Origin of the sequence: Nocardiopsis sp. LDBS0036 (assembly GCF_041228755.1) — a bacterium.
GTDB lineage: Bacteria > Actinomycetota > Actinomycetes > Streptosporangiales > Streptosporangiaceae > Nocardiopsis > Nocardiopsis dassonvillei.
Map to the genome: position 1 here is coordinate 1,957,201 of NZ_CP141103.1, position 17,640 is coordinate 1,974,840.

At 74.0% G+C, this 17,640-nt stretch carries 12 protein-coding genes, 1 other RNA gene and 1 pseudogene; 6 read left to right on the forward strand and 8 right to left on the reverse strand.

All coding sequences use genetic code 11. From position 1 onward, the window contains the following. Both UIS43_RS08135 and UIS43_RS08140 read left to right on the forward strand, forming a co-directional pair. Window positions 1–2,406 carry a hypothetical protein gene (locus tag UIS43_RS08135; protein WP_370012924.1) on the forward strand — a complete coding sequence of 802 codons (2,406 nt, stop codon included), beginning with the start codon at window positions 1–3 and terminating at the stop codon, window positions 2,404–2,406. Between the two features lie 340 nt (window positions 2,407–2,746). Beyond that, a complete protein-coding gene (locus UIS43_RS08140) occupies window positions 2,747–5,110 on the forward strand; it encodes a SulP family inorganic anion transporter (RefSeq protein ID WP_071622396.1) in 2,364 nt (787 codons plus the stop codon). On the opposite strand, the gene UIS43_RS08145 is transcribed toward UIS43_RS08140, so the two are convergent. The 6 genes from UIS43_RS08145 to UIS43_RS08170 form a co-directional block, all read right to left on the reverse strand. After that, window positions 5,059–5,208 (reverse strand): hypothetical protein, encoded by a 150-nt coding sequence (locus tag UIS43_RS08145; protein WP_013153920.1) that lies wholly within the window; start codon window positions 5,206–5,208, stop codon window positions 5,059–5,061. The genes UIS43_RS08140 and UIS43_RS08145 overlap by 52 nt on opposite strands. A 375-nt stretch (window positions 5,209–5,583) precedes the next feature. Continuing rightward, an RNA gene (rnpB, locus tag UIS43_RS08150) (RNase P RNA component class A) lies at window positions 5,584–5,969 on the reverse strand. A gap of 52 nt (window positions 5,970–6,021) precedes the next feature. Next, a complete protein-coding gene (locus UIS43_RS08155; protein WP_041552778.1) occupies window positions 6,022–6,663 on the reverse strand; it encodes a histidine phosphatase family protein in 642 nt (213 codons plus the stop codon). Beyond that, the gene (locus tag UIS43_RS08160) at window positions 6,660–7,421 is read right to left on the reverse strand and encodes a zinc ribbon domain-containing protein (protein ID WP_013153921.1); all 762 of its coding nucleotides are present in this window, start codon (window positions 7,419–7,421) and stop codon (window positions 6,660–6,662) included. Before UIS43_RS08160 ends, UIS43_RS08155 begins: the two co-directional genes overlap by 4 nt. Before the next feature lie 98 nt (window positions 7,422–7,519). Continuing rightward, window positions 7,520–8,383: a Nif3-like dinuclear metal center hexameric protein gene (locus UIS43_RS08165; RefSeq protein ID WP_013153922.1), complete on the reverse strand. Its 864-nt coding sequence runs from the start codon at window positions 8,381–8,383 to the stop codon at window positions 7,520–7,522. Window positions 8,384–8,436: 53 nt separating this feature from the next. Beyond that, window positions 8,437–9,399: a YafY family protein gene (locus tag UIS43_RS08170; protein ID WP_041552779.1), complete on the reverse strand. Its 963-nt coding sequence runs from the start codon at window positions 9,397–9,399 to the stop codon at window positions 8,437–8,439. Window positions 9,400–9,461: 62 nt separating this feature from the next. Here UIS43_RS08170 and UIS43_RS08175 point away from each other — a divergent pair, with 62 nt between their 5' ends. Together UIS43_RS08175 and UIS43_RS08180 are read left to right on the forward strand one after the other, a co-directional pair. After that, window positions 9,462–10,874 (forward strand): FAD-binding oxidoreductase, encoded by a 1,413-nt coding sequence (locus UIS43_RS08175; RefSeq protein ID WP_013153924.1) that lies wholly within the window; start codon window positions 9,462–9,464, stop codon window positions 10,872–10,874. A 173-nt stretch (window positions 10,875–11,047) separates the two neighbouring features. Continuing rightward, window positions 11,048–11,911, forward strand: coding sequence for a deoxyribonuclease IV (locus UIS43_RS08180; protein WP_013153925.1), 864 nt, complete (start codon window positions 11,048–11,050; stop codon window positions 11,909–11,911). A 20-nt stretch (window positions 11,912–11,931) separates the two neighbouring features. Here the strand turns inward: UIS43_RS08180 and UIS43_RS08185 are convergent. Continuing rightward, window positions 11,932–12,590, reverse strand: a pseudogene (locus UIS43_RS08185) (winged helix-turn-helix domain-containing protein). Window positions 12,591–12,689: 99 nt separating this feature from the next. Further along, entirely contained in the window at window positions 12,690–14,009 is a 1,320-nt protein-coding gene (locus UIS43_RS08190; RefSeq protein WP_358171715.1) for an MFS transporter, read from the reverse strand. A gap of 230 nt (window positions 14,010–14,239) precedes the next feature. On the opposite strand from UIS43_RS08190, the gene UIS43_RS08195 reads away from it, so the two are divergent. Both UIS43_RS08195 and UIS43_RS08200 read left to right on the forward strand, forming a co-directional pair. Continuing rightward, window positions 14,240–14,590, forward strand: a complete 351-nt coding sequence (locus UIS43_RS08195; protein ID WP_013153928.1) for a hypothetical protein — start codon at window positions 14,240–14,242, stop codon at window positions 14,588–14,590. Window positions 14,591–14,991: 401 nt separating this feature from the next. Next, window positions 14,992–17,385, forward strand: a complete 2,394-nt coding sequence (locus tag UIS43_RS08200; protein ID WP_013153929.1) for a Tex family protein — start codon at window positions 14,992–14,994, stop codon at window positions 17,383–17,385. Window positions 17,386–17,640 lie beyond the last annotated feature (255 nt).

Sequence of the window (17,640 nt, forward strand, 5' to 3'; positions counted from 1 at the left end):
ATGACCGTCACCGTCATCATCATCATCGCCGTCATCGTCGTGCTCGCCGTGCTCGTGCTCCTGCTGCTGGGCATGCGCGCGCTGAGCTCCGGCTCCCGCGAGGACGACTACGACGACGAGTACGAGCACGAGGACGCCGAGGGCGACGACCGCGACGAGGAACGGCCGCGCGGTCGCGGACGCGGCCGGGAGCGGGCCCGCGACGGGGGCCGGGGACGCGGCGGGAGCCGGGGTCGCGACCTCGACGAGGACGAGGACGACGGGGAGCCGGAGCCGCGCGGACGCGGCCGCAGGTCCCGTCAGGGCGACGGCGCCAAGGCGGAGCGGCGGCCCCGGGGCAGGCGCAAGCTCGACGCGGACTGGGACGACGATGACGACTCCCTGTCCGACAACGACTTCTGGTCGAGCCTGGGCGAGGACGGCCCGGCGCAGCGGCCCTCCGGTGCGCGGGACGGGCGCGGGGACCGGGACTCCGCCGTCACCGTGACCGCCCACGAGTACGAGGACGACGACTACGACGACGGGTACGGGGAGTACGAGGACGAGGAGGCCTCCGGACCCCCCGGAGCCACCACGGTCATGCCCGCCGCGGGAGGCCGCGGGAGCGGCGACCCCTCCGCCGACCTGGCCGTGCTGGCCAGCCTGGGCCAGGGCAGCGGGCCCCAGCCGGTGGAGGAGGACGGGGAGGAGCCGTCGCGGGGCCGGGGCCGCAGGCGGCGCGGGGCCGAACCGGTCGGCGAGGACGAGCGCGCCCTGCCGCCGGGGGCTCCGCCGCGTTCCGCGCTTCCCCCCGCGCGGGAGGCCACGCCCCCGCAGGGCGTCCCCCAGCCCTCCCAGCCCGCCGCACCGGCCGCCTCGGCCTCAGACGACCCCCTGGGCACCGGTTCGTGGTCTCCCCGTTCCTCCTACTCGCCCTCCTCGACCGATCCGCTGGGGTCCTCGTCCGGCACGCACGACCCGCTGGGATCCTCATCCGGCACGCACGACCCGCTGAGGACCTCGGCCAGCACGCACGACCCGCTGGGGACCTCCTCCGGGCTCGACCCGCTCGGCGGGTCCGGTTCCGTCCCGTCCGCGGGTGACCCGTTCCAGGGCCGCTCCTCCTACGACAGCGGGTCGATGAGCCGCTCGGACTACCCGGGAACGGCCGGTGCGCGCAGCGCGTCCCCCGCCGACCCGCTCGACCCGGCCTTCCAGCGTCCGGCCCCGGGCACCGGCACGAGTTCGCCGATATGGTCCAGCATGGACACCGGCGCGCACCAGCGCTCCGAGCTCGGCTTCGGCGGCGGTCAGGGCGGCGCGGGTACGGGTCAGACGTCCCCGGGCGGCGCGGGTGATCCCGCCGACCCCCTGGGCGGTGGTTACCGGTCGCGGCCGGAGACGTCCCACACCACGGGGACCCACCAGCGCTCGGCCTATGACACGGGGTCCCACCAGCGTTCGTCCTACGACACCGGAGCGCACCAGCGGTCCTCCTACGACACGGGCGCCCACAGCCACGCCGACTACGGCATGCCCGGCACCGGACGACCCGAGTACGACACCGGCAACCACACCCGCCCCTCCTACGACACCGACTCCTTCAACCGCAACGACTACGACACCGGAACCCACCACCGCTCCCCCTACGACACGGGGTCCCACCAGCGTTCGTCCTACGACACCGGGGCCCACCAGCGGTCCTCCTACGACACGGGCGCCCACAGCCACGCCGACTACGGCATGCCCGGCACCGGACGACCCGAGTACGACACCGGCAACCACACCCGCCCCTCCTACGACACCGACTCCTTCAACCGCAACGACTACGACACCGGAACCCACCACCGCTCCCCCTACGACACCGGCGCCCACAGCCGCCCGGCCCAGCCGGACCCCAACCCCCCGCTGTGGGGTCCGCAGGAGGACGGCGGCGCCTTCGGGGCCCCGGGCGTCCACGGCGGCCCCGGCGCGGCGGCCTTCCCGGGCGGGAGCGCGGTCACCGGGGCCCCGGAGCCTCCGGCGCCGTTCGACCAGGGGCCGGTCGGCCAGCCCGCCTACCCGTCCGCGTTCCCGGGTGAGGCTCCCGGGTACCCGCAGGGCGGTTACCCGACGGGCGGCTATCCGGTGGACCAGGTGCGCGGGGACGCCCCGGCGGGCTACGGCGAACAGGCCCCGTTCGGCTATCCGGCCGGGGGCACCGGCGGCTATCCCGGTGTCCCGGGCGGCTACCCGTCCGGCGGACAGCCCCAGCAGCCGCAGCAGCCCGGCTACGGCGGCTTCCCGCCCGCGCCGGACTGGCAGTCCGGCGACGAGGAGCGGCGCCCCGGCGGGCCGCAGGCGCCGGAACCGTACCCGTCCGACCCCCGCGACCCGCACGGCCGCAACCGCTACGAGGGCGGGTACGAGGACGGCCGCTTCATCTGATCTTCCGGACGTCCGCAACACGCGGTAACGACCCTTTTCCGGCCCCCGGGCCGCACGAGAGGTACATCACTTCACACCCCGAGGCGGTGGGCGCAGCCACCACCTCGGGGTTTTCTCTGTCCTGATTTGTCCCCAGGACATGTGAAGACAGGAAAATGGTTACCAAAGGAGCAACAGACCGTAACACTGCGTGGCGGATACTGGCTACAGTTGGTAGCGCGAAGGACACCCTCAGGGACGTCCTCTCATCCCGCGTCTCCACGCACGCCCCCCGATCCGAACACCGCAGTCCCCGTGCGCCCACGCATCACTTGCCTGGTCCAACCCGAATGGAGTAACCATGCGCAACGACGCCCAGGGAGTCACGCCCGAGAGGCCGCCCACGGCCTCACCCGGGCAACGTTTCGACCGCCACAGGGGGATCGCCGCCGACGTCGGCGCCTCACTGGTGGTCTTCCTGGTCGCCGTCCCCCTGTCCCTGGGGATCGCCGTCGCCTCCGGCGCCCCCCTCATCGCCGGGATCATCGCCGCCGTGGTCGGCGGGATCGTCGCCGGACTCGTCGGCGGGTCCGTGGTCCAGGTCAGCGGCCCCGCCGCCGGCCTGACCATCATCGTCGCCGACCTGGTCATGACCTACGGATGGCGGGTGACCTGCCTGATCACCCTGCTGGCCGGGCTGGTCCAGCTCGCCCTCGGCGCCTTCCGCATCGCCCGGGCCGCCCTGGCCGTCTCCCCCGCCGTGGTGCACGGCATGCTCGCCGGGGTGGGCGTGACCATCGCCCTGGCCCAGCTGCACGTGGTCCTGGGCGGGGAACCGCAGAGCTCGGCGGTGGCCAACATCGCCGACCTGCCCCACCAGATCGCCAACAACCACACCCCGGCCGTCGCGGTCGGCGTCATCACCATCGCGATCATGTTCACCTGGAACAAGCTGCCCTCCCTCGGGCGGCTGCGGCCCGCCGTGGTGCCCGCCGCGCTGGTCGCCGTGGCCACCGCGACCCTCATCTCCACCACGAGCGGCTGGCAGGTGCAGACCGTCGTCCTGCCCGGCTCCTTCGCCGACGCCTGGAACGGCCCGATGCTGCCCGAGGCCGGGCAGTGGGACGGCATCGCCCTGAGCGTGGCCGCCGTGGCCATGGTCGCCAGCGTCGAGTCCCTGCTCGCCGCGATCGCCGTGGACCGCATGCACAGCGGCCGCCGGGTGATGCTCAACCGCGAGCTGTGCGGCCAGGGCGCGGCCAACACCATCAGCGGCGCCCTGGGCGGGCTGCCGGTGGCCGGTGTGATCGTGCGCAGCACCACCAACGTGCGCGCCGGGGCGCGCAGCCCGCTCTCGACCATCCTGCACGGCGTGTGGATCCTGCTGTTCGTCGCCCTGTTCGCGCACGTGGTCGAGCTGATCCCGATGCCCGCGCTCGCGGCGCTGCTGGTGTTCATCGGCGTGCAGATGGTCTCGATCGCCCACCTGCGCGACCTGCGCCGCCACCACGAGGCCAGCGTCTACCTGGTGACCCTGTTCGGCGTGGTGTTCCTGGGGCTCCTGGAGGGCGTGTTCATCGGCTTCGCGCTGGCCATGATCGTCTCCCTGCGCAGGCTCACCAAGCTGACCGTGACCACCGAGGAACGCGACGACCGGGTGCACATCACCGTGCACGGCTCGCTCACCTTCCTGGGCGTGCCCCGGCTCGCGCACGTGCTGCGCACCGTCCCCTCGGGCTCACGGGTCGACCTGGACCTGCACGTGGACTTCATGGACCACGCCGCCTTCGAGGCCATCCACGCCTGGCGGGTGGACCACGAGCGCACCGGCGGCAGCGTCGACATCGACGAAGTGCACGAGAAGTGGTACACGCGCAGTTCCACCCGGTCGGCGCCCGCCGCCAAGACCGCGCCCGGCGGCCTGGCCCGCTGGTGGGCCCCCTGGGAGATGCGCGGTGACGGCGACCGCGGGGTGAACGCGCTGGGCCTGCTGGCGGCCGGCGCCCGCGAGTACCACGCCAGCACCACCGACCGGATGCGGTCGGTGATGAGCCGCCTGTCGCACGGCCAGAACCCGACCGCGCTGTTCGTCACCTGCGCCGACTCGCGCGTGGTGCCCAACCTCATCACCGCGAGCGGGCCCGGCGACCTGTTCACCGTGCGCAACCTCGGCAACCTGGTGCCGCCGCGGGAGGCCCCCGACAACGGTTCGACGGGCGCGGCGATCGAGTACGCGGTGAACGTGCTGCGGGTGCCCTCGATCGTGGTGTGCGGACACTCGCACTGCGGGGCGATGCAGGCCCTGCTGGAGAAGGCCCACCTGGAGACGGACGAACAGGCGTCGCACATGCGCCGCTGGCTGTCACACGGCTCGGAGAGCCTGGCGCGGGTGGGCGAGGAGTCGGGCGCCCTGTCGGGCCTGCCCACGGCTGAGGCGTTGCGCCGCCTGGCCCAGGCCAACGTGGAGGCGCAGATCGGCAACCTCGCGAGCTACCCGGTGGTCCGCGAACGGGTGGAGGCGGGCGAGCTGACGCTGACGGGGATGTACTACGACCTGGAGACGGCGAGGGTGCACCTCCTGGACGCCGAGACGGGGGAGTTCGTCCCCGTGCAGGGCGTCCAGGACGTGAACGACCCCGTGCCCCACCCGAGGACGGATGCGGACCACGGGGATCAGCTGGTGGAGGAGTCCTCGTCGGGCGCGTCGTCGCGTCCGTCCTGCTGAACGCCTGAGGCCTGATAGGAGGCGAGCAGGACGATCACCACGATGGCCACGACAGGCAGACCGAAGAGAGCCACCCAGAAGGCGGTGGAGTCGAACAAGATGCACCCATTCCCGTGAACGCGGATGCCCGCTGGGTCCGACCCCGGACGTCGGCCCACGGGCGTACGCGCTCCGGAGCTCGCCCGGGGTAGGGAGCGCAGGGGCCAATCTATCGGTGCGCACGGGCGCCGGGCCATCACCGGCGGGCTGTAGGACTGTACCCGTGCACCGGGAGCGGCCCTCCGACCCGCCGCCCGGGGGCCGCGCCCGCCGGAACACCACGGGCGGGGCCCGCGCCAGCCCGGCTCAGGCGGGGAGGAATCGGGACGCGGAGCGATCGGCCTGCTCCCGCTCTCCGGTCGATCCGCCGTCCGGGACAGAACCGGAACACGGCCGTCTCCCCCGCGCTGCGCCGCTGGTCAGAAGGGTGTGTGAGGGGGAGTCGGCCGGTAAGCCGGATTCTGTCGGTTCCGAGGAACCGGGCGGCCATCCATCTGGGACCGCCGTTGCCGACGGCCTCGGTGCGGTCTACCCGCGGACTCGGGCGGGCCGCCCTCGAACATCCGCGCGGGAACCCGCAGGTTCCCTTTTTGACCTTGCTCCGGGTGGGGTTTACCGAGCCGACCGGATCACTCCGGCCGCTGGTGGTCTCTTACACCACCGTTTCACCCTTACCACCGCGAGCGGTGGCGGTCTGCTTTCTGTGGCACTGTCCCGCGGGTCACCCCGGGTCGGTGTTGCCGACCACCCTGCCCTGTGGAGTCCGGACTTTCCTCGAACACGCGCACCAGGCGCGGTCCGCGACCGCCTGGCCGACTCCCCTCGCCGCCCATTCTACGCCCGCCGCCGCGGCCCCGTTCCCCCTCGGCCCCTCACTCCAGGTGGGCGGTGTCGTTGAGGGAGCGCACCACCATGGGCCCGTCGGCGAACACGTCCACCTCGGTCAGGCACGCGGTGTCCAGGTGCATCCGGTACAGCGCCTCCAGCGGGGCGAGCAGGGCCTGCTGCACCAGCGCCTTGATGGGGGTCACGTGGGTGACCACCAGGACGGTGCGCCCCCGGTGCCGCTCGACCAGGGCCCGGCGGGCGGCGGCCACCCTGCGGGAGGCCGCGGCGAAGCTCTCCCCGCCGGGCGGCGCCGTCTCCGGGTCGGCCAGCCACCGGTCCACCGCGACCGGGGCCTGCGCCCGCGCCTCGGCGAACGTCATCCCCTCCCAGTCGCCGAAGTCGGTCTCGACGAACCCCTCGTCGATCTCCACCGGCAGCCCGAGCGCCTCGGCGGCGTGGGCCGCGGTGTCCCTGGTGCGGCGCAGCGGGGAGGACACCACCGCGTCGAACGGCCGCGGGGCCAGGCGGCGCGCGGCCGCCCTGGCCTGCGCGTGCCCGTCCTCGGTCAGCGGGATGTCGCCCCGGCCCGCGAAACGGCGCTCCACCGACAGCGGCGTCTGCCCGTGCCGCAGCAGGACCAGCCGGGTCGGCGCGGTGTCGGGCGGTGCCCCCCAGCCGGTGCTCACTGCTCGGTCCGGCCGCCCAGACCCGACTCCTCGGTGCGGACCAGGATGCGGCGGCAGTCCTCGCAGCGCACGACCTCGTCGGCGGCCTGGGCGCGGATCTCGTTGAGCTCGACGGTGCTCAGCGCGAGCTTGCAGCCCCCGCAGCGGCCGTAGCGCAGCGGCGCCGCGCCCACACCGCCGTACTGGGCGCGCATCTTGTCGTAGAGGGCGAGCAGGTCGGCGGGGATCTCCCCGGCCACGCGCTCGCGGTCCTGGGTGGTCCGGGTGCGGTCCCACTGGATCTCGGCGGCGGCGGTGTCGCGGCGGGCCACGACCTCGGTGTGCTCGGCCACGAGGCGCTCGCGCTCGGCGGTCAGGCGGGCCACCGTGGCGTTGAGCTCCTCGGCGCGCTCCATCACCTCCAGGACGATCTCCTCCAGCTCGGCCTGGCGGCGGCCCAGCGAGGTGATCTCCGACTGGAGGTTCTGGAGTTCCTTGGCGTTGGTGATCTGCCCGGACTCCAGGCGCTTGGCGTCCCGGTCGGCGCGCGTGCGCACCTGGTCGACGTCGCTCTCGGCCTTGCGCTGCTGGCGTTCGACGTCGGAGACCCCGGTCTGCGCGGTGATCAGCTCGCTGTCGATCTGGTCGACCCGCTCCTTGAGCCGGGCCGCCTCGGCGACCTCGGGCAGGGTGCGCGCCCGGTGGTCCAGGCGCTGGAGGTCGGTGTCCAGGTCCTGGAGGGTGAGGAGTCTGGCCTGTGCGGCGGGTTCGGCTTTCACGTGTGACGTCTCCTGTGATGGCTGGGGAGGGCGAGTACGCCGCCCGCGCTCTACTCTGTGCAGTTTGGTCGGCGACCCCGCGGGGCCCGTGGTCTCTCTCAGACGTGTGAGACGGCCTGTGACCAGGCGTCCGTGACCGTCGTCGAGACGCGGACCTCCACGTTAGCCCCATCCGGGCCGCCCGCGCGCCCGAGTGCGTCGACCAGGTGGCGCGCACCGTCGGCCAGCCAGGGCCACTCGCTGGCGAAGTGGGCGGTGTCGACCAGGGCGGGGCCGCCGGGGTCCTCCACGAACTCCGAGGCGGGGTGGTGGCGCAGGTCGGAGGTGACGAACACGTCCACGTCCGCGGCCCGGGCCGCACCGAGCAGGGAGTCCCCCGCTCCCCCGGACACCGCGACGGTGCTCACGAGGCGGTCCGGGTCCCCCGCGACGCGGATCCCGGCCGCGGTGGCGGGCAGCCCGCGGGCGACCTGCTCGGCGAACTCGCGCAGGAGCACCGGCCGGTCCAGGGCGCCGATCCGGCCGATGCCGCGGCGGCCCTCGGGGTCGGTGGCGTCGGGGTCCAGGGGCCGCAGCGGCCCGGTGAGTCCGACCGCGCGGGCCAGCGCGTCGGACACGCCGGGCGAGGCGGTGTCGGCGTTGGTGTGCGCGGTGTACAGGGCGGTCCCCGACCGGATGAGCCGGTGCACGATCCGACCCTTGGGGGTGTTGGCGGCCACGCTGGTGACACCGCGCAGCATCAGCGGGTGATGGGTGATGATCAGGTCTGCGCCCCAGGTCAGGGCCTCGTCGACGACCGCGTCGACCGGGTCGACGGCGAACAGCACCCGCGCGACCTGCTGCGCGGGGTCGCCCGCCACCAGCCCGACCGCGTCCCAGGAGGCGGCCCACGCGGGCGGATAGACCCGCTCGAAGGCGGCGGTCACGTCGGACAGGGTCGGGTGCGCGGAATCGGTGTTCACGGCCCCGACCCTAGCGCTCCCGCTGCCGGTCGCGGTCCACCGGCGGTCGCGGTTCAGGGAGGGGCCAGGCGCGCGCCGACCTCCCGCAGGCGCTCGACGACCCGGGGCGGGGCCTCCAGCGTGAAGGGGGCGCCGAGGGCCAGGGCCGCCGCCGTGTACTGGCACACCAGGTCGAGGGAGTCGGCGCTGATCCGGATGCGGCAGCGGTGGTCGTCCAGCGGTTCGACCCGGCCGGGCAGGGGGCCGTGGAAGCGGCTGTGGAAGTCCTCGGCGGACAGCTCCAGGGTCAGGTGCGCGGTGTGTCTGTAGACGCCCGCGGCGAAGAGTCGGGTGAGGAAGGCCGCCGGGTCGGGCGCGGGCAGCGGCCTCGGCTCGAACCGCCGGTGGGTGGGCCGCGGTCCGCTGACCCGGTCCACCCGGAAGGTGCGCCAGTCGTCGCGGTCGGTGTCGTGCGCGATCAGGTACCAGTGCCCGCCGTGGGAGACCAGGTGGTGCGGCTCGACCCGGCGCCCGCGGGCGTTGCCCTCCCGGTCGCGGTAGTCGAAGTCGGTGACGGCCAGGTCGCGGCAGGAGGAGGCCAGCGCCCCCAGGACGGCGGGGTCCACACCGGGGACGTCGGGGTGGGGCACCGCGCTGGTGGCGCCGCCCACGGCGGCCAGCCGAGGGCGCAGGCGGGCGGGCAGGACGCGTTCGAGTTTGGCCAGGGCGCGCAGCGCGCTGTCCTGGAACCCGGTGGCGGTGGCCAGGCCCAGGGCGATCGCGACGGCCTCCTCGTCCTCCAGCAGCAGCGGGGGCAGGTCGCGGCCCGAGGCCAGGCGGTAGCCGCCCGCAACCCCGGGCGTGCCCTCCACCTGGTAGTCGAGCCCGCGCAGCCGTTCGACGTCGCGGCGCAGGGTGCGGGCGCTGACGCCGAGCCGCTCGGTGAGCTCCGCGCCGCTCCACTCGCGCCGGACCTGGAGCAGGGACAGCAGCCGCAGCAGCCGCTGCGGCATCTCCCCGCGTACGGATCGGCCCATGAACGCAGACTGCCAGAGATCGCGGTCACGTTGTGACCGCATGGGTTCCTACGGTGGCCGACATGAACGAGAACAACGAGAACACGGGCATCAAGAGCACGATGGGCGACACGGACACGCTGCGGGACCTGACCCGACGGGTGAGCGGACCGGTGCACGCGCCCGGGACCGACGCCTACGAGGAGGCCCGCACGGGAATGCAGCTGCTGGACCGGCACCGTCCCGACGCCGTGGTGGAGCCGGTCCGCGCCCAGGACGTGCGCGCCGCCGTGGCCTGGGCCTCGGAACGGGGGCTGCGGGTGTCGGCCCAGCTCACCGGGCACGGGCTCGGCGCGGGTATGGCGGGCGGCGTCCTCCTCGCCACCCACCGCATGGACGGGGTGCGGGTGGACCCCGACCGCGGCACGGCGTGGGTGGAGGCCGGGGCCGCCTGGCAGACGGTGGTCGACGCGGCCGCCGAACACGGATTGGCGCCCCTGTCGGGCAGCTCCCCCGCCGTGGGCGCGGTCTCCTACACGCTCGGCGGCGGCGTGGGGCTGCTGGCCCGCCGGTACGGGTTCGCCGCCGACCACGTGCGGCGCGTGGACCTGGTCACCGCAGACGGCCGTCTGCGGCAGGTCACCGGGGACGACGACCCCGACCTGTTCTGGGCGGTGCGCGGCGGAGGCGCGGGCGCGTTCGGCGTGGTCACCGGAATGGAGATCGACCTGTTCCCGGTCCCGCGGATCTACGGCGGAAGCCTGCTCCTGGACGCCGGAGCCGAACCGGGGGCGCTGGAGGCCTGGCGGCGGTGGGCCGAGTCGGTGCCCGAGGAGATGACCTCGGGGGCCTCCGTGATGGTCTACCCGGACATGGAGGGCGTGCCCGAGCCGATGCGCGGCCGCCAGGTGGCCCAGGTGTCGGTGGCCTGGTCGGGCCCGATGGAGGAGGGGGCGAAGGTGGTGGAGCCGCTGCGCTCGGCCGCCCCGGTGCTGGCGGACACCCTGCGCGAGATGCCCTACGACGAGTCGGGCGCGGTCTTCGACGAGCACCAGGACCAGGCGGGGTTCCGCGGCCGCAGCGTGCTGGTGGACCGGCTGGACGGGAAGGCGCTGGCCGAGCTGACCCGGATGACGGGCGAGGCGCCGTTCTTCTGCGTGGTCTGGCTGCGCCACCTGGGCGGGGCGCTGGCCCGGGAGCCGCTGGTCGCCAACGCCGTCGGGCACCGGGACGCCGCCTACGCGCTGACGGTGCTGACCTTCGCCGAGACCGAGGACACCGGGGCGATGCGCGACCTGCGCGAGCGGGCCGCGGCGCTGTTCGGGCCGCACGCGGTGGGCCGCTCGTCCACGCTGGGCTTCGGGCCGATGGAGGAGGCCGAGGTCCGCGAGGTCTTCGACGAGGACGACCGCGCGCGGCTCGCCCAGGTCAAGGCCGCGTACGACCCGCGCGGGGTATTCCACTCCAACCGGCCGATCCCGCCCGGGGGCTGGTGACCGGGGCGCGACCCGCGCAGGGCCCGCCGCCGGGAGCGCACACCGCTTCCGGCGGCCCCGGTACGCCCCGCCCGCGACCGGGCCGGACGGCGACCGCCCCCGCCTCCCCGGCCGGGCGGTGTGAGCACCGGCACGGACCGACGGCTCCGACCGGCCCCTAGGCTTGTTGGGCTATGGAGAAGAGCGAGCAGCAGCGGCCCCCGTCCCCGGTCGGCGCACACGTCCCGGTCGCGGGCGGCATGGCCGACAAGGGCCTGGCCTACGCCGAGGAGATCGGCGCGGAGGCGGTCCAGGTCTTCGTGTCCAACCCGCGCGGGTGGGCGACCAACGGGGGCGACCCCGCGCAGGACGCGCGGATGCGCGAGCGCGTCGACCTGCCCGTGTTCGTACACGCCCCCTACCTGATCAACCTGGGCACCCCCAGCGAGGAGACCGCCGAGAAGTCGGTGCGCTCCCTGGAGCACGCGCTGCGCCGCTCGGCCCGGATCGACGCGCTGGGAGTGGTCGTGCACACCGGCTCGGCCGTCTCCGGCGGGCGCGAGGCGGGCCTGTCGCGCACCCGCGAACGGCTGATGCCGCTGCTGGAGAGGCTGGGCGGGGACGTCCCGCCCGTGCTGCTGGAGCCGATGGCCGGTCAGGGCCAGGTGCTGTGCGCGACCATCGACGACCTGGCCGCCTACCTGGAGGTGCTGGAGTGGCACCCGCGCGTGGGCGTGTGCCTGGACACCGCGCACATGTTCGCCGCCGGGCACGACATCTCCACGGTGGAGGGCATGCGCGCGACCCTGGACCGCTTCGGCGCGGTGGTCGGCGCCGACCGGTTGAAGGTCGTGCACTGCAACGACTCCAAGGCAGCGTGCGGCAGCTGCAGGGACCGGCACGAGAACATCGGCGCCGGGCACATCGGCGCGGAGCCGTTCGGCGAGCTGTTCCGCCACCCGGTGAGCGCCGGTGTGCCGCTGATCCTGGAGACCCCGGGGCCGGCCGGTCCGCACGCCGCCGACGTGGCGACGCTCAAGAGGCTGCGCGAGACCTGAGGGACGGTCGTCGGGGCGGCTCAGTCCCGCTCGGCGGCGCTCCCCTCCGACCTGCCCTCGGCCTCGGGCAGGACCGGGAAGAGCGCGGTGTCCACCTGGACGACGTCGGTGTCGGGATGGCTCTCGGGGGTCCGTCCCTGGAAACGCCTCCCCCACGAGCCGAGGAAGTCGTTGAGCGCGTCGGCGAACTCGGCCGCCTCCCCGGGGTCATCCGGGCGTGGCTGGTGGAGTCGGTGGCGGCGTCCTTCCACCTGCGCACCGCGGGCAGGTCGGGACTGTCGGAGACCAGTGCGGTCCAGTCCGCGAAGCGCCTGCGCTTCTGCTGGTAGAGGCGGTCCAGGACGGCCTGGGCGACGACCCTGGTCTCGGGGTTGCTCAGGAACTCGTGCCCGGACATGCTCCAGCCGCCGGGCCTCATCCGCCACCAGCGCTCGCGTCCGCCTGTGCGTCCCGGTTCGTTGTCGATGAACCCGTAGCGCGAGAGTTGGCGCAGGTGGTAGCTGGTGGCGCCGCTGCTCTCCCCCAGGCGCCGGCCCAGGATGGTGGCGGTGGCCGGGCCGTTGATCCTGAGCTCGTCCAGCAGGCGGGCGCGCAGGGGGTGGGCCAGGCCCCGCAGGGCCTGTGCGCTGACCCGCATCTGCTGATGGGAGTCGGCGGGGACGTCGGCGTCGTCGGTCATGGCCCTCACCGTACTGGGGGAGCCCTTCCGCAAACAGTTCGCCGCAAAGCCTTCTTGGCGCTGCTGGCCCACGTGTCGCCCTCCTGAGGTGCGGCGGGGTCAACGGTCGCCGGCGGCGGACGCGGCGGCCTCGTCGGACAGCCGCGCGCACTCGGCGACGGACCTGCGGAAGACCAGGGGCGTGACCACCATGACCAGCCCGCCGACCAGGAAGGGCAGGGCGAGGTCGATCCGGCCCAGCAGACCCCCCAGCAGCGCGCCGACCGGGGACAGCCCCCAGCCCGCCATGCGGAAGGCGGCGGCCGCCCGGCCGCGCACGTGGGAGGGGACCACGGCCTGGAAGAACAGGGAGCCGGACACGTTGGTCACCGTCAGGAACAGGCCCATCAGCCCCCAGGCGAGGGCGGCGGACCAGGCGTCGGGCACCAGGCCCACCGCCAACAGGCAGGCACCCATCCCCAGGTAGCCGCCCATCATGACCGTCCTGCGGCCGAGGCCCGCGACGAACCGGGCGGCGAGCACGGAGCCCAGAACACCACCGACCGCGATCGACGCCATGAAGAGCCCGTACAGGGCCTCGGGAACGCCCAACACCTCCTGGGCGTAGAGGACCAGCACCGAGGTGGCCATCTGGATACCGATCATGGACCCGGCGTTGTTGAACGCCAGGCCCCGGGTCAGCGGCCGGCCGAAGACGTAGGCGAAACCCTCCCGCAGGGAGCGCAGGACGCCCTGGCCGGACCCCGCGCCCTCACCGCTCTCCGCGCCCCCGTTGGACTCGGCGGCCCCGGTGGACCCGGCCGGGACGGGAACCCGCCGCAGTATGAGGGCGACGGTCACCACGAGCACGGCGCACAGGGCGTAGGACAGGGCCGTCCCGGCCACGGGCAGGGCGGCGGCGACCGCGAAGAGCACACCGGCGACGGGGGTGGCCACACAGTCCTGGGCGACCAGGCGGCCGCCCTCCAGCCTGCTGTTGGCGCGGTCCAGCAGGCGGCCGGGCACGATCCGCGCCACGGTGATCCGGGTGACGGGGTCGGTGACCGTCTCGCAGCAGACCACCACGAAGATCGTGGCGTACAGGGCCCACAGGGTGGCGCCGCCGGTGGCGATCAGCACGACCAGGGCGGTGACGGCGATCGCGGCGACCGTGCTGGAGACCGTCATGGCGCGGAGGCGGTCGACCCGGTCCAGCAGCACGCCCGCGAACGGCGCGACGAGCAGCCAGGGCAGGAAGCGCGCCACCACCAGGCCGGAGACGGCGAGCGGGTCGTGGGTCAGGGTGGCGGCGATGAGCGGCAGCGCGGTGGCGAGCATGCCGTCGCCGAGGTTGGTGAGGGTTCCGGCCGCCCAGAAGCGGTGGAAGAGCCCGCCGAGGCGTTCGGTGCGCGGCGGCGCGGCGGAGGGTTCGGTGGCCATGGGGGTCCTCCTGTGTTCGGGGGTGCCACCACCGTAAGACAAAGGTTTCTTTGCAAAGAGAAGCGTGCAGAGGTTTCTTTGCATTACTTTCGGACGTACCGCCGTCACCCGTTGACAGGAGCGCGGGAAAGGAACCTCCCCGCCACCGGAAGCCCGTTATGGGCGACAATGGAGGGCGTACGCCCCGGGCTCCGGGGCGGGTTCCGGCTCAAGGAATGAGGTGTCGCCGGATGGACCCGGTCTCCATGGTCTTCGGAGCCACGATCGCTCTCGGCGGGTTCCTGTTCGGCCGCCTGCTGACCAAACGCCAGACGCGGGCGGCGCTCGACCAGCAGCGCAGACAGGAGCAGGCCCGGGTCCTGGGCGCACCGCAAAGCCCCCAGCCCCTCTGCGGATGCGGCCACCACCTGGTCTTCCACGACCAGCAGAACAAGAGGTGCCAGACCCAGGTGGTCATCCCCGGCCGCTGGACCGGGCAGGCCAGCTCCACCTACCGCCAGTGCATGTGCCAGGGCTACCGGGGTCCGCTCCCCCTCGACGAGTACTACGCCCCCGACTACCTCAACGAGACCGACGGCTGACCGGGCGCGGGAGCGTCCCGTGCCCGTCGGCGGTGGCGCGGCGCGGTTGTCCACAGGCGGTGACGGGGGCTGGCGCGGACCGGCCCCTTCCGCTTTCCTGGAAGCGGGGAGCCCGGGCGCCGCCACCCCCGGGTTTCCTCCCTCCCGACCGCCTCCGACCGCCGCCCCTCGCCTCCGACCGCACGGACCGGCCCCGCGCACGGGGGCCGCCCCGCCCCGTTCTTTGCGAAACCGCCCCGGCGAGGGCCCCGCGCCGCGTCCGCCGCTCCCCGCACGGGAAACCGGGCGAGACCACCGCCACAGTGCGCGAACCTGGGACACGGGGCCGACGGGATGACAATGTCGCTCCCCGCCACCAGAATGTCCCCGCACCGAACAGCCAGAGAGTGGACGTTTAACCAGTGACGACGCCTGTGACACCCACGATCGACCAGCGCATCGCCGAGGAACTCGGAGTGGGCGCGCACCAGGTCACCGCCGCCGTCGACCTGCTCGACAGCGGATCGACCGTGCCCTTCATCGCCCGCTACCGCAAGGAGGCCACCGGAGCGCTGGACGACGCCCAGCTGCGCGCCCTGGAGGAGCGCCTGCGCTACCTGCGTGAGCTGGCCGAGCGCCGGACCGCGATCCTGGAGTCCATCCGTTCCCAGGGCAAGCTGGACGAGGCGCTGGAGGCCAGCATCCACGCGGCCGACTCCAAGGCGCGGCTGGAGGACATCTACCTCCCCTACAAGCCCAAGCGGCGCACCAAGGCCCAGATCGCCCGCGAGGCGGGGCTCGAACCCCTGGCCGAGGGGCTGCTGGCCGACCCCACCCAGGACCCCCAGGAGGCGGCCGCGGCCTACGTCGACCCCGACAAGGAGGTGGCCGACGTCAAGGCCGCCCTGGACGGGGCCCGCGCCATCCTGGTGGAGCGCTTCGCCGAGGACGCCGACCTCACCGGCGTCCTGCGCGAGCGGCTGTGGGAGAGGGGCCGGTTGGGCTCGGCCGTGCGCGAGGGCAAGGAGGAGGCGGGCGCCAAGTTCGCCGACTACTTCGCGTTCTCCGAACCGCTCACCCAACTGCCCTCCCACCGCGTGCTGGCCATGTACCGGGGTGAGAAGGAGGAGATCCTCACCCTCACCCTGGAGCCGGAGGACGCCCCGGCCGAGAACGCCGACGGCACCACGCCCCGCAGCACCTACGAGAACGCCATCGCCCACCACTTCGGGATCGTGGACCGCGGCCGCCCCGCCGACCGCTGGCTCCAGGACACCGTGCGCTGGGGCTGGCGCACCCGCATCCTGGTGCGGCTGGACATCGACGTGCGCATGCGGCTGTGGCAGCAGGCCGAGGACGACGGCGTGAACGTGTTCGCCGCCAACCTGCGCGACCTGCTGCTGGCGGCCCCCGCCGGAAGTCGCGCCACCCTGGGCCTGGACCCGGGCCTGCGCACCGGGGTCAAGGTCGCGGTCACCGACGCCACCGGCAAGGTCGTGGCCACCGACACGGTCTTCCCGCACGCGCCCCGCCGCGACTGGGACGGCGCCATCCACAGCCTGGCCGGGCTGTGCGCCGCCCACGGCGTGGAACTGGTCGCGATCGGCAACGGCACCGCCTCCCGCGAGACCGACAAGCTCGCCGCCGACCTGATCAAGCGCCACCCCGAACTCAACCTCACCAAGGTGATGGTGTCGGAGGCGGGCGCGTCGGTGTACTCGGCCTCGGCCTACGCCTCCGAGGAGCTGCCGGACCTGGACGTGTCGCTGCGCGGCGCCGCCTCCATCGCCCGCCGCCTCCAGGACCCGCTGGCCGAGCTGGTCAAGATCGACCCCAAGTCGATCGGGGTCGGCCAGTACCAGCACGACCTGGCCGAGACCAAGCTGTCGCGCTCCCTGGACGCGGTGGTCGAGGACTGTGTGAACGGCGTGGGCGTGGACGTCAACACCGCGTCGGTGCCGCTGCTGACCCGGGTGTCGGGCGTGACCTCCACCCTGGCGCGCAACATCGTCGCGCACCGCGACGCCAACGGCCCCTTCCGCACCCGCGAGGCGCTGCGCTCGGTGCCGCGCCTGGGCCCCAAGGCCTTCGAGCAGTGCGCGGGCTTCCTGCGCGTGCCCGGCGGCGACGACCCGCTGGACGCCTCGGCGGTGCACCCCGAGGCCTACCCGGTGGTACGGCGCATCCTGGACCGGGTGGGGACCGACCTGCCCTCGCTCATCGGCAACAAGGACCTGCTGTCGCGGGTGCGCCCCGAGGAGTTCGTGGACGACACCTTCGGTCTGCCCACGGTCACCGACATCCTCGCCGAGCTGGACAAGCCCGGCCGAGACCCGCGCCCGGCCTTCACCACCGCCACCTTCAAGGAGGGCGTGGAGAAGCTCCAGGACCTGACCCCGGGCATGCTCCTGGAGGGCGTGGTCACCAACGTGGCGGCCTTCGGCGCGTTCGTGGACGTGGGCGTGCACCAGGACGGCCTGGTGCACGTGTCGGCGCTGTCGTACAAGTTCGTGGAGGACCCGCGCGACGTGGTCAAGCCGGGCGACATCGTGAAGGTCAAGGTCCAGGACGTCGACATCCCGCGCAAGCGCATCTCCCTGACCATGCGCCTGGACGACGAGGCGCCCGCCCGCGGCGGCCGGGGCGGCCGCGAGGAGCGCGGCGACCGCGGCGGCAACGACCGACGCCGGGGCAACGGCGGCGGTGGCGGCGGCCGTCGCAACAACGGCGGCGGACGCGGCCGCGACAACAGCGGGGGCGCCGCCCCGCAGGGCGCGATGGCCGAGGCGCTGCGCCGCGCCGGCCTGGGCAAGTAACGCCCCTCGCCGCCGACGGGTGCGGGGAGGGGACGACCGCCCTCCCCGCACCCGCGCCGGCACCGGGGGCCGACGCGTCCCGGCGGCACGGGCGTCACGAGCACCCCGGCCCGGCGGGCGTCCGGGCCCTGCCGCTTCTCCCTCCCTCGGGCGTCAGCCCCCGAGGCGAGGACGCCCCGCATCGCAGCGCCTTGCCGGGTGCCAGCCCGCCCGACACCCCGCGGCCCCTCGGCCCCTCGGGCGCGCGGGAGTCAG

Coding starts and splice junctions, on each gene's coding strand:
- UIS43_RS08135 (WP_370012924.1), top strand. CDS start 1: ATGACCGTCACCGTCATCATCATCATCGCCGTCATCGTCGTGCTCGCC.
- UIS43_RS08140 (WP_071622396.1), top strand. CDS start 2,747: ATGCGCAACGACGCCCAGGGAGTCACGCCCGAGAGGCCGCCCACGGCC.
- UIS43_RS08170 (WP_041552779.1), bottom strand. CDS start 9,399: ATGGGCCGATCCGTACGCGGGGAGATGCCGCAGCGGCTGCTGCGGCTG.
- UIS43_RS08175 (WP_013153924.1), top strand. CDS start 9,462: ATGAACGAGAACAACGAGAACACGGGCATCAAGAGCACGATGGGCGAC.
- UIS43_RS08180 (WP_013153925.1), top strand. CDS start 11,048: ATGGAGAAGAGCGAGCAGCAGCGGCCCCCGTCCCCGGTCGGCGCACAC.
- UIS43_RS08190 (WP_358171715.1), bottom strand. CDS start 14,009: ATGGCCACCGAACCCTCCGCCGCGCCGCCGCGCACCGAACGCCTCGGC.
- UIS43_RS08195 (WP_013153928.1), top strand. CDS start 14,240: ATGGACCCGGTCTCCATGGTCTTCGGAGCCACGATCGCTCTCGGCGGG.